Consider the following 11,507-nt stretch of genomic DNA (forward strand, 5'->3'; position numbering starts at 1 on the left):
GCGGAGTTCAGAGCGCGGTGCGCATCCACACGGCGCGTACCAGCGGCGCCTCCAGCGCCCCGAGCTTCTGCCGCCCCATCACCACGCCCACCAGCTCCACGCGCGAGCCTCTCGGGAAGTCCTGCGCCCACAGCCTGTCCGGCGCCACGAACACCAGCACGCGCGTGTCGCCCACCTGCACCACGGCGATGTTCTGCTCCTCGCGCCGCTCCAGCACTCCGCGCAGCAGCACCGCCCGCCCCACCAACGACTCGGGCTCCTGGAGCTTGTCCAGGTCCGGGCTGTCCGCCGCGAGCGTGAGCGTTGGCTTGTAGGCCGCCACCGCCTCCTCGAACGAGTTCACGCTCGGCGTGTCGGCGGGCTCCAGCTGCTCGCCTCGCGCGCTCAGCGCCGCATCCAGCACCTTCAGCCGCTCGTCCACCGGAGCGTCCGGGATGACCTTGCACGCCGCCACCCGCCTGCGCAGCGCCTGGAGGTGCTCCGGCTCCTCGCTCGCCAGCGCCGCGGGCTCCAGCGGCTCCGCCAGCGCCCGGCTGCACAGCTTGAACGTCGCCAGCCGCTCCTGATCCTCATCGCTCATGGCCGCCGGCTCGCCGCCCACAAGCACTCCCGTGAAGCTCATGCCTCGCACGTCGTCCGCCGTGAGCTCCAACGTGCCATTCGTGAGAGGACGAGGCTCCGGCGGCGCGCCGGGCCCTCCGGCGAACTCCACCGTGCCGCTGGCCGGCTGGGGACGGCAGGGCGCCTCGCGCAGGCTCACCACCGAGTCCGCCTTGCGCGTCTGCTTCTCCTCGCCCCCCCGCAGCGTCTGGATGAGGCCCATCACCAGCGCCGGAGTCCCGAGCGACAGCAGCACCACGCCCCACACCGTCGCCGCGTCCCGCGAGGACGCGCCGTAGTGGCCGTTGCGATCGATCTCCTTGCTCTTCGGCGCATCCGAGAAGAGCGGGCGCGCCAGCAGCAGGCCCGCGCCCACCGCCGTGTTCGCCGCGCCCGCGCTGATCGCCGGCCCAGCCGAGGAGTCGTAGCGCTCGGTGATGACGTTCTCCACGTACTCCTCGTGCTGCTCGGTGCGGCACACCTCCGAGGTGGTGAAGTGCAGCAGCAGCTTCGGCCACCGCGCCTCCACCTGCGCTGCCAGCGTCCGGTCCCCGAGCGTCACCTCCTTGGAGTAGGTGCGCAGCAGCGGGCCTCGCTCCGTGCGGCGCTCCGACTGCATCGGCGCGCAGCCCACCGCCAGCGCCAGGCCCCCGGCCATCCATTGCTTCCACCTCATGGCTGGCGCCCTCCCAGGAAGTTGATCACGTCCGGACAGCTCTGCAGCACCTCGGCCACGTCCTCGCATGCGGGCGCCCGGTTCGGATCCGTGCTCTGGCGCACCAGCGGCAGGCGGCAGCTCAGGATGCGATCGCGGGAGGGCTCCGAGAAGGCGAACTCCTCCGCGCCACACCCGGTGCGCGCCAGCAGCGTGGACTGGCAGTCATTGTTCCCGAGGGCCAGCTGTTCGTTCACGCCCGGACACGGCCGGGCAAGGCACATGCGGGTGATGACGTCCTGACAGAGCGCGGCGTCCGGCGCGGCCGGCCCGGAGCAGGCAAACACCCAGGCCAGGGGTCCGAGGGCAAGGAGTCTCATGGCCCTTCCACCATAGTCCGCCCGGGGTTAAAGGGCGCGCATGTCCCAGACCTATCTGTCGCTCACCGTCGAGTTGCCCGAGGATCAGTCGGAGGCTGTACAGGATCTGCTCCACGAGACGGGCGCCATGGGCCTCGAGGTGCGAGACCGGGAGGCCCCTCCCATGCCGGGAGTGCGAGGCCCCAACCCCGGCGAGGCCATCGTCATCGCCTACTTCGAGGAGCAGGACACCGCCGAGGCGGCTCGGGAGCAGGTCGCCGGGGACTTCCCGGGCGCCCGGCTGCTGCTGGAGGAGAAGCCCCAGCAGGACTGGAGCAACGAGTGGAAGGCGCTCATCAAGTCGGTGCAGGTGGGACGGCTGTGGGTGGGGCCACCGTGGGAGGCGGACTCGGCGCCCAAGGACAAGGTGCGCATCGTCATCGAGCCGAAGATGGCGTTCGGCACTGGGGACCACCCCACCACCTCGCTGTGCCTGGCGGCGATTGACGCATACCTGGGCTCGCACCCGGGCGCGAGCGTGCTGGACGTGGGCACGGGCACGGGGGTGCTCGCCATCGCGGCGAAGAAGCTGGGCGCGGGGCGTGTGGTGGGCACGGACAATGATCCGATGTCCGTGGAGTTGGCCCACGAGAACGCCGCCGTGAACGGCACGCCCGAGCTGGAGCTGTCCGGCAAGGAGCTGACCCAGGTGAAGGGGCCGTTCGAGCTCGTGGTGGCCAACATCCTGGCCAACACGCTGATCGCCCTGGCGCCGCTGATTGCGCCCAAGGTGAAGGAGCGGCTGGTGCTGGCGGGGGTGCTCGCGCACCAGAAGGCGGAGGTGGAGGCGGCCTACCGCGCCCAGGGGCTCGTCCCCGAGGCCGGCGCGGCGCAGGGCGAGTGGGTGCGGCTGGACTTCCACCGCTGAGCGGGCTCAGGCGGCCGCGGGCTGGGGCTTGCGGCGCAGGAAGATCAGGAAGAGCAGCGCCATGCCCAGGATGCCGGCGAAGGTGATGACGCCATCGAACTCGATGCTGGCGCGGGCGCCTCCTCCGCGCCAGAAGTGCGAGGCGTTGCCATCGAGCGCGGTGACATAGCTGATGGCGAAGTTCGAGGCCGCGACGAAGAGCGTGTACTTGGTGGTGACGGCCACCCCGGAGCTGACCATCTCCAGCACCATGCCAGCGAAGGCCGCGAAGCCCGCGCCGTTGACGAAGCTGTAGGCGAGCGCGCCCCAGATATACGTCGTCGAAGTCATCGGCGCGGCGGCCATGGCGAGGGCGCACAGCCCCGTGGCGCCGCCCATGAGGGCGTAGTTGAGCTTGCGGTTCATCCGGTCCGAGATCCATCCGCCCAGCAGCGAGCCGAGGGCCCCGGCCACGCCCGAGCCCAAGCCATTCACCAGCTCCACCACGTTCTCGGGGGCGTCGTAGGCGCCCGCCATCGCGCTGAAGAGGTTGGTGAGCGCGCCGCAGCTCACCGGCATGAGGCAGAGCACGAGCATGACGAGGCCATCACGGCTGAAGGCCGTACGGAAGAGATCCACCACGATGCTCTTCACGCGCGCCCACGCGATGTGCAGCACGGGAGCGGCGTTCTCGACCTTCTCTCCCTTGTGCTCGATGACCCAGAAGATGCCGACGCCGCTGGCGAGCACGAGGGTGGCCAGGACGATGCCCGTGACTTGCCGGGAGAACTGGCTGGCGAGCCAGATGGCGAGCGCGCCGATCAAGCTGGTGGAGCCCACGTTGCCGGCCATCTGCCATCCGCCCGCGCGGCCCTTGTCCTCGAGGCGGGTGGTGGTGGCCATGAGGCCATTGAGCGCCGCGTGTGCGGTGGTGGCGGCGGCCTGCAAGAGGGTGAGCAGCAGGGTGTAGACGCCCAGGTGCCGGGAGGGCTCGGGAAGGAGCGCGCACGCCAGGAGGAGCAGCGCGGTGAGCAGGGTGGAGACGCCGTACCAGATGCGCCGCCAGGGGCCGAGATCAATGAGCGGCACCCAGAGCAGCTTCCACGCATGAGGAGAGAAGGCGGTGCCGGACAGCACGCCAATGTCCGCGAGCGGCATGCCGTCCTTGGCCAGCCAGTAGGGCACGGCCACCTGGAGGAAGCCGACGGCGGCACCGAACTGGATTTCGAGGAGGCCGAACAGCGGAGGCGAGGACCAACGCGCATCCGTCTGGGTGGCAGGGGGGGCCGTCTCGGTCTCGATCAAGGAGCGCTCGTGAAGGGGAAGAGGGGCTGGAGTATATGCACGCCGGAAGGCTCAAGGGACCTGGCTGCACAGCGTCACGCCCAGGTCCACCCGGTGGACGCACTGCTCCTCGGGATGGCAGGTGTTGGGTCCCTGAGGATCACAAGTACGATGGCAGCGGTCGGCGACGCAGACCTGGCCCGAGGGGCAGGCTGGCAATCCCTCACCGCAAGGGGCGATGCACTCCAAGCGAAGGCTCAGGCTACGAGCCGTGAAGCGCCGGTGGGTGAAGGTACAGCGCGAGCCCTCGGGGCATGACGTGTCCGGACAGTCGTTCCCTCGAACGTGCGCACAGACGGAGATTCCCCCGGCCTCACGAGCGCATTGCAATCCCTCGGGGCACCCACGGCTCTCGCAGGTAGGGACGCACGAGGGGCCATCGAGCCCCTGTTGGCAGAAAAAGCCCTCTGGGCAGTTCGATGCCCCCTGGATGCGACAAGGGCGACCGCACCACCCTCTGTTACATAGCAGGCCTGTCGCGCATCGATCAGGCTCCAGGCCGAGCCCCACCGCGCACACCTCTCCCTCGGCGCGCGCGCCGCCTTGCTGGTCATCGCATCTGCGCAGCGGTGGACCTTCACCCATAATCCGCAAGGTCCGACAGTATTTCCCTGCCCCACACTGCGAATCCGTCTCGCACTCCGTGTTGAGGCAGATGCCACGCCCCATCTTCCCTTCCAGTTCGAGACATCCCAGCGAGGAATCACAGTCTTCGGGTCTCAAGCAGCCCCGCCCGTAGGTAGGGAGACCGCGCGCTTGATCGAGCGGGAGGAAGGGTCTGGCCCCCTGTCCGAGATATGGGATTGGGCGCAGAGCGCTCCAAAGGAGCAGTAGCAAGGGGAGCAGCAAGAGCCCTACGAGAAGGGCCAACGCTACCGTTTGGTATCGCCTGGCTCCTCGCACGTTATCTTGCATGGAGTGACTCGACAGTCTTCGCGCACGATCTTGCCGGGAGGACAGCGCACAGATGGCTCGTCATCTGCTGCGACTCCGTCGGGCACGACCACTGTACCCTTCTGGTGAGCATTCGCGTCCACATCCTGCAAGACAGCCTGCCGGAGGGTGGTGGCGCAGCCCGTGCTGAGTATGAGCAGCAGCCCCCAGACTCGTGCATCCACGCCCCGAAAGTTCTCGATGATGGCGGAGGTGAACATACCCGCCTTCTAGCAGAGGTCCTTCCCGGGTAGCTTCTCGTCCTCGCTTGGAGAAGTCGACTTCTCAGAACGGTGGACAGTCCTCCCAGGACGTGCGGACCCAGCTCGTGGGCCCGTTCCTCTCCTGGCTGCGCGCTCATGGCCAGGACCCGAGCCCCCTCCTCCGCGAGTTCTCCCTGCCCGCCGACGTCGAGTCCGTCCCGGAGATCAGTCTCCCGCTCTCCACCCTCCGCGCCTTCCTGGAGGCCGCCGAGCTGCGCTCGGGAGATCCGTTCATTGGCCTCCATGTCGCCCAGGCCTTCAAGCGCGGTACCTACGGGCTCGTCGAGTACATCGCTCGGGCCTCCTCCACCCTCCGGGAGACGTTCCATCGGATCGCCCGGTACATGGCGCTCCTCAATGACCGCATGGTCGCCTCCTTCCAGGAGACCGCCTCCACCGGCACCTTCACCTATGGCGTCCCCGGCGAGCCCCTCTCCTATGGCCGCCATGCCAATGAGTTCGGCCTCGCCCTCTTCGTCCATGTCGGCCGCCAGCTCGCCGGGCAGCCGTGGAATCCCCTCTCCGTCACCTTCGCCCATCCGGCTCCGCGCGACTGCGCTCCCCTCACCGCTCACTTCGGCGTCGTCCCCTCCTTCGGCGGCGGCATGAACGTCCTCACCCTCGCTGCCTCCACGCTGGACCTGCCTGTGACCTCCGCGGACCCCGTCCTGCTCTCCGTCCTCGAGCGCGCCGCCGGGACTCCGCCTCCGCGAGACTCCGCTCCGCCCGGCTTCGTCCAGCGCGTGCACGAGGCCATCCGCGCCTCGCTCCGCGACGGCGCTCCCAAGATGGAGACCGTCGCCAAGCAGCTCCATGTCAGCGCTCGCACCCTCCAGCGCCGCCTCGCCGAGCACCACACCTCCTTCCAGGATGCCGCTGACGCGGTGCGTAGCGAGCTGGCTCGCCAGTACCTGAGAGACCCGCACCTGGGCATCAGCGAGGTGGCCTTCCTCCTCGGCTACTCCGAGATCAGCACCTTCGACCGCGCCTTCAAGCGCTGGACCGGGATGACTCCTCGCGAGTTCCGCGGCTGAACCCTGGCGTCTTCCGCCAGCAATTTGGCGCCTCCGGCCAGGAAATCCTCCCCGGTTTGCCCTACCTTTGTCTCATCCACTCCTTCCGCCGCACCGGCTCCTTCGAGGACCCCGCCATGCTCAATCCCCGCCTCCAGGCCCTCTTCGACGACTACGCCTCCTCCCACCGCCACCCCACCAACCGCCTCACCCACAAGATCGCCATCCCCGTCATCGTCCTGCACGTCGTGGCGATGCTCGACTGGGTCCGGCTCGTCTCCGTCCCCCTCATCCCCGGCGGCGTCCTCACGCTCGGCATCGTCGCCTGGGTGCTCGCCACCCTCTGGTACCTGCGCGCGGACCTGAAGCTGGGGCTCATCGTCTCGGCCGCCGCCGCGCTGTGCTTCCCCATCGGCCGCATGATCCCCATGTGGGGTGTCATCGCCATCGCCGCGGGCGGGTGGCTTATCCAGCTCGCCGGCCACGCCGTCTGGGAGAAGAAGTCTCCCTCGTTCTTCACCAACCTCGTGCACGCGCTCGTGGGTCCTCTGTTCTTCGTCGCCATCCTCACGGGCGACTACTCCGTCAAGCCCGCGCAGATCGATCCCTCCGCCTCGCGCGCCTGAGCCGCTGGGAGCCCCTGCCATGAGCTTCGCCCTGAAGATGCGCGCCTGGATGCCGCTCCATGAGAACGGCGTCTGCCGCGCCGCCCACCTGCTCGGCGGCTACCTCTTCGTCTTCGCCCTGCTCGTGCCCCTGTCCTGGGCCCGGCTCGACGTGGGCGGGCTGTCGCTCAGCGCGGCCCAGGCCCTGGTGCTCGCCGTCGCCGTCTACTCCCTCACCCTGGAGTGGACCGCTGGGCTCCTCGCCTCGCTGCTGCTCGTGCCGGCGTTCGCCGCCGCCCAGGCCGTGTCCCTGCTTCCCACCGGCACCGCGCTCGGCGTCGCCTTCGGCGTGATGGCCTTCCGCTTCGCCATCGTCGTCGGCAGCCACGTGCTCTTCGAGAAGAAGACGCATGGCCTGTCCCTCGGCGGCCCGGTCCTCTTCTTCGTCGAACCCGTCTACCTCTTCACCCTCGGGCTGTTCGCGCTCGGCTTCAAGCGCGAGCTGCTGCGCGAGGTGGACGTGGCTCAGGTGCCCGTCGGCTCGGCCTGAAACACCGTCGAGGGCGCCGGCTCCCGGCCCTTCAGCGTGTAGAGCACCACCGCCTCCTGGCGCCCCTTCACCCGCTCCTCGCCCACGCGCTCGCCCTGGAAGCGCCCGCCCGAGCGCTTCCAGGTGCTCTCGCTGACGAGGATGTCCGTCCCCACCACCTTCGTCAGCCCCTCCACTCGCGAGGCCACGTTCACCGCGTCGCCGATGACGGTGTACTCGTGCTGCCGCGTGCCGCCCAGCATCCCCGCCGCCACCACGCCCGTGTGCAGCCCGATGCCGATGCGCAGCTCCGGCTCGCCTCGCTGCCGGCGCCAGGCGTTGAGCTCCACCAGCTTCGCCCGCATGTCGAGCGCCGCCCGCATCGCCTGCTCCGCGTGGTCCTCGGTGTGCTCCGGCACGCCCCAGCACGCCATCATCCCGTCCCCGAGGAACTTGTTCACCATGCCCTGGCGCTCCAGCACGATGTGCGTCATGTGGCCGAAGTAGTCATCCAGCAGCGCGAGCACCACCTGCGGCGGCAGCGTCTCGCTCAGCGTGGTGAAGTCTCGAATATCGCTGAAGAGGATGGTCACCTCGCGCTGCACCGGCATGAGCGAGGTCTCGCCGTTCTTGACGATGCGGTCGGCCACCTGACGCGGCAGGAAGCGCGAGAGGTTGTCCAGCCCTCGCAGCTCCAGGAACATGCCGCGCACGGCCCGGTTCGTCTCCGCCAGCAGCAGCCCCAGCGCGATGAAGCACCCGAGCACGAAGCTCACCCGCCCGGCCGAGTGATTCCCCGTCACCCAGCACAGCAGCATGTACCCCGCCGCGCCGAGCATCGTGGACACCAGCACGTGGAGCCGGCTGTAGCGCATCACCGAGAAGGTCACCAGCACCGCGCTGCAGGCGGTGAACATGGCCCCATCGAACACGCCGTTGAGCTGGTACGAGCGCCAGGACATGGCCACCAGGAAGCAGATGTCCACCGTCATGGTGAAGAACGGCCACCAGAAGGAGCGCCGCGGGGTGGGCTTCTGCCGGATGAGATAGATGAACGTGGCCACCGCGAAGGCCATGTAGACGCGCCCCACCCACATCCGAATGGGATCGAGGATCATCGCCTCGCCGAACAGGCGGGTGATCCCCGTCTGGCTCAGCGCCAGCAGTCCAATCAGCGCCAGCCGCACCCACCCCACGCGGCGCTCGCCTCGGAGCGCTCCCACGGCGAGCACCTGCTCTTCGTTGTCGCGGGCGGCCGCCTCGAAGCGGGCCACCGTCGTCCCAGTGCCGGGCTTCCGGCTCGTCCAAATGCGCTGGATCATCGTCTCGCTCCCGGGGCTCTCAGTGGAACCGCAGCTCGCCCGCGGCGCGGAGGGAACCGATGACTTCCCCACGCGTGTTGCGTAGCACTGGCTCCACGTGGTGCGTCAGCCCCTCCACCGGCAGCGGCTGCCCGGCGCGCGCCAGCACCTGCCGCAGCACCGCCAGCAGCGCGGGCGGCGAGCAGCGCCCGTCCCCATCCTCCACCTTGAGCGTCACTCCCAGCCCCAGCGTGGGGAGCGCCGCGCTGTAGACACCCTCGGCGCCCACCTTGGCCAGCACCGTGCCTCGGCACGCCGTCATCAACTCCGTGCACAGCCGGCCCGTGCCCGCCACCAGCGCCGGGTGCGCCCACAGGGCCTCGCGCAGCCGCCGCGCCGCCGGCTCCTGCGAGGTGCCCAGCCGCGCGTACGCCGTGGCCATGGCCGCCAGCGGCAGGCCGAAGCACACCGCCGTGCAGCCATCCACGCCCAGGCGCAGCTCGCCACGAGCCACGCCCGTCCACCGGCACACCTCCTGGAGGATGCGCTCCTGCACCGGGTGGTCCAGGCGCGAGTAGCCCTCCGTGGGCCAGCCGTGGTGCCGCGCCAGCGCCAACATCCCCGTGTGCTTGCCCGAGCAGTTGCTCCACTTCGGCGTCAGCTTCACCCCGCCGCGCGCCACCTCCTCGGCCACCGCCGGGTTGAGCGGCGGGTGCGGCCCGCAGGCCAGCTGCCCCTCCTCGCAGCCGCAGGCGCGCAGCATGGCCTCGGCCAGCTCGCGGTGGCCGGGCTCGCTCGAGTGCGAGGCACACGCCAGCGCCAGCTCCCGGGTGCCGAAGCTCCAGCGGTCCGCCGCGCCATCCATCACCAGCGGCAGCGCCTGGAAGGGCTTGGCCGACGAGCGCCAGAAGGTGACCAGCCCGGGCTCTCCCGCCGAGGCCACCAGCTTCCCCTCCATGTCGGTGACGGCCACCGACACGCGGTGGACGGATTCGACGAAGCCGGAGCGGGTGGACTCGATGGTGAGCAGGGACATGAGGCCTGGGGCTCTACCATAGCGGGAGGCCCAGAGGAGACGCTGGTGGGAGCGGTGGCTTCCTGCTGAACTCGGGGACCAGCCAGCCTGCCTGCCCGGAAGGGAAGCCCCGTGGTCCGCCTCTTCGCCCCAGTCCCGGAGACTCCTCCCGCCGAGGTGGTGCTCACCGGCGATCGCCGCCACTACCTGCTGCATGTCCTGCGGCTCGCGGAGGGCGCCTTGCTGGAGGTGTTCGACGGCACGGGCCGCGCCTTCGAGGCCCGCGTGGCCCGCGTGGACGCGCAGGAGGTGCGCCTCTCGCTGGGGCCTGCCCGGAGCGCGCCGCCGCGCCGCGCGGTGAGTGTGCTGCAGGGGCTGCCCAAGGGCGACAAGCTCGAGTGGGTGCTGCAGAAGGGCACCGAGCTGGGCGCCGCCGCCTTCTACCCCGTGGCCACCGCGCGCAGCGTGGTGAAGCTGGAGCCCCGGCGCGCCGAGGAGCGCACCGCGCGGTGGACGAAGATTGTCGAGGAGGCCGCGCGCCAGTGCCGGCGCAATGACGTGCCCCCGGTGCACACGCCCCAGCCCCTGCTGGAGGCCGCGCGAGCGCTCGCGCCGGGCACCACCCTGCTGGTGTTGGATGAGGAGGAGACCGCGGTGCCCCTGGGCGAGGCCTTCCGCGCCTGCTCGCCCCAAGCGCCCGTGGCGCTGGTGGTGGGCCCCGAGGGCGGGCTGGCACGAGAGGAGGTGGCGGCGCTCGTGGCGCTGGGGGCGCGCGGGGTCAGCCTGGGAGCGCGAATCCTCCGCACGGAGACGGCGGCCCTGGCCGCGCTCGCGGTGATGGCCCACCTGGATGGAGAACTCGGATAGCAGCCAGGAGAGCCAGCGCTCGCCTTGCGCAGGGTGCCTCCCTCTATCCGCATTCCTACGTTTCCTGCGTCCGGGGCCAGACACGGCCCCCGCGAACAGGAGAACCTCTACATGGGTATCATTGCGTTCATCATCATTGGTCTCATCGCGGGTCTCATCGCTCGCGCCATCCTGCCGGGCCGCCAGAGCATGGGCCTGGTCGCCACCACGCTGCTGGGCATGGTGGGCTCGCTCGTGGGCGGCCTCGTCGGCTCGCTCTTCGAGAGGGATGGCCGCCTCTTCGATCTGCGCCCGTCCGGCCTGATCATGTCCGTCATTGGTGCCATCGTCGTCCTCCTGCTGGTGGGGGCAGCGGGCCGGCGCCGCATCCATGCCTGAGTGTGAGGTGCCCCACACGTCCTGTCCCGAACGGACAGGTGGCGGAGGGGGGTGAGCCCCTGACGGTTCCTCAACCAAGGAGCCGCCGGGGGCTCGCGCTTTTCTTGCCCCAGGCGCAAGGACGTCCTTACATGTAGCACCCGCCGTCGCTGCCTGGAGGAACCGTTGTCCAAGTGCCTGAAGTGCGGAGCTGAACTGCCGCCCGTGGGCGAGTGTCCTGCCTGCGCCGCCGTCGCCGTCGCCGCGAGCAAGCCGGCCCCCCCCGCCGTGCCCAGCATGCTCGACAAGGACATCCAGATCGACCGCCGGCAGACGCCGGAGCGCACCCCGGCGGTCCCCGGGCCCGCGGTGCCCAGCTTCTCGGATCTGGCGCGCCCCGCCTCGCCTCCGGGGATGACGCCCGCGCGTCCGACTCCCGCGGTGGCTCCGGCGCAGCCGCCGGCCCGTGTGGCCGCGCCGCCCCCGCCCCCGCCGAGCCCGATGCCTTCCCAGGCCAGTGCGGCCCCGCGGCCTCCGGCCATGGCTCCGGCGCAGCGGCTCCCAGTGCCGCCTCCGATGCCCGCGGCCCAGGCGACGCCTCCCGCCATGACTCCGGCGCAGCGGCAGCCGTTCCTGTCTCCGACGGCGCCCACTCCGCCGATGCGGATCCCCGTGCCGCCCTCGATGCCGCAGTCCCAGGCGAGCATCCCGACTCCGCCGATGCGGATCCCCGTGCCGCCCTCGATGCAGGCTCCGAGA

11 protein-coding genes and 1 pseudogene are annotated in these 11,507 nt (G+C 70.3%); 7 read left to right on the forward strand and 5 right to left on the reverse strand.

Annotation, left to right across the window (positions count from 1 at the left end; translation table 11 throughout):
- Nucleotides 1-7 precede the first annotated feature (7 nt).
- Nucleotides 8-1,276 carry a hypothetical protein gene (locus tag ACJ8AT_RS30060; RefSeq protein ID WP_407741368.1) on the reverse strand — a complete coding sequence of 423 codons (1,269 nt, stop codon included), beginning with the start codon at nt 1,274-1,276 and terminating at the stop codon, nt 8-10.
- Complete coding sequence (locus ACJ8AT_RS30065) at nt 1,273-1,635, reverse strand: hypothetical protein (protein ID WP_407741369.1); 363 nt, start codon at nt 1,633-1,635, stop codon at nt 1,273-1,275. The genes ACJ8AT_RS30060 and ACJ8AT_RS30065 overlap by 4 nt, the downstream gene beginning before the upstream one ends.
- 40 nt (nt 1,636-1,675) lie before the next feature.
- On the opposite strand from ACJ8AT_RS30065, the gene ACJ8AT_RS30070 reads away from it, so the two are divergent.
- Nucleotides 1,676-2,542, forward strand: a complete 867-nt coding sequence (locus ACJ8AT_RS30070; protein ID WP_407741370.1) for a 50S ribosomal protein L11 methyltransferase — start codon at nt 1,676-1,678, stop codon at nt 2,540-2,542.
- Nucleotides 2,543-2,548: 6 nt separating this feature from the next.
- On the opposite strand, the gene ACJ8AT_RS30075 is transcribed toward ACJ8AT_RS30070, so the two are convergent.
- Nucleotides 2,549-3,826 (reverse strand): MFS transporter, encoded by a 1,278-nt coding sequence (locus ACJ8AT_RS30075; RefSeq protein WP_407741371.1) that lies wholly within the window; start codon nt 3,824-3,826, stop codon nt 2,549-2,551.
- Between the two features lie 1,240 nt (nt 3,827-5,066).
- Between ACJ8AT_RS30075 and ACJ8AT_RS30080 the strand changes: the two genes are divergently transcribed.
- From ACJ8AT_RS30080 to ACJ8AT_RS30090, 3 genes are all read left to right on the forward strand, one after another.
- Nucleotides 5,067-6,095, forward strand: coding sequence for an AraC family transcriptional regulator (locus ACJ8AT_RS30080; protein WP_407741372.1), 1,029 nt, complete (start codon nt 5,067-5,069; stop codon nt 6,093-6,095).
- 116 nt (nt 6,096-6,211) lie between these two features.
- Nucleotides 6,212-6,700 (forward strand): DUF962 domain-containing protein, encoded by a 489-nt coding sequence (locus ACJ8AT_RS30085; protein ID WP_407741373.1) that lies wholly within the window; start codon nt 6,212-6,214, stop codon nt 6,698-6,700.
- 19 nt (nt 6,701-6,719) lie between these two features.
- Complete coding sequence (locus tag ACJ8AT_RS30090) at nt 6,720-7,229, forward strand: hypothetical protein (RefSeq protein WP_407741374.1); 510 nt, start codon at nt 6,720-6,722, stop codon at nt 7,227-7,229.
- On the opposite strand, the gene ACJ8AT_RS30095 is transcribed toward ACJ8AT_RS30090, so the two are convergent.
- Together ACJ8AT_RS30095 and ACJ8AT_RS30100 are read right to left on the reverse strand one after the other, a co-directional pair.
- The gene (locus tag ACJ8AT_RS30095; RefSeq protein ID WP_407741375.1) at nt 7,205-8,530 is read right to left on the reverse strand and encodes an adenylate/guanylate cyclase domain-containing protein; all 1,326 of its coding nucleotides are present in this window, start codon (nt 8,528-8,530) and stop codon (nt 7,205-7,207) included. The two genes, ACJ8AT_RS30090 and ACJ8AT_RS30095, sit on opposite strands and share 25 nt — an antisense overlap.
- A gap of 19 nt (nt 8,531-8,549) precedes the next feature.
- On the reverse strand, nt 8,550-9,545 hold the full coding sequence (locus ACJ8AT_RS30100) for an asparaginase (protein WP_407741376.1): 996 nt from the start codon (nt 9,543-9,545) through the stop codon (nt 8,550-8,552).
- Nucleotides 9,546-9,656: 111 nt separating this feature from the next.
- Between ACJ8AT_RS30100 and ACJ8AT_RS30105 the strand changes: the two genes are divergently transcribed.
- The 3 genes and pseudogenes from ACJ8AT_RS30105 to ACJ8AT_RS30115 all read left to right on the forward strand — a co-directional run.
- Nucleotides 9,657-10,391: a 16S rRNA (uracil(1498)-N(3))-methyltransferase gene (locus ACJ8AT_RS30105; RefSeq protein ID WP_407741377.1), complete on the forward strand. Its 735-nt coding sequence runs from the start codon at nt 9,657-9,659 to the stop codon at nt 10,389-10,391.
- Between the two features lie 111 nt (nt 10,392-10,502).
- Complete coding sequence (locus ACJ8AT_RS30110) at nt 10,503-10,769, forward strand: GlsB/YeaQ/YmgE family stress response membrane protein (RefSeq protein WP_407741378.1); 267 nt, start codon at nt 10,503-10,505, stop codon at nt 10,767-10,769.
- Nucleotides 10,770-10,934: 165 nt separating this feature from the next.
- Nucleotides 10,935-11,507: pseudogene (locus ACJ8AT_RS30115) on the forward strand (hypothetical protein); the annotation flags it as partial.

It is taken from the genome of Hyalangium sp. (assembly GCF_045802625.1).
Classification (GTDB): Bacteria; Myxococcota; Myxococcia; order Myxococcales; family Myxococcaceae; genus Hyalangium.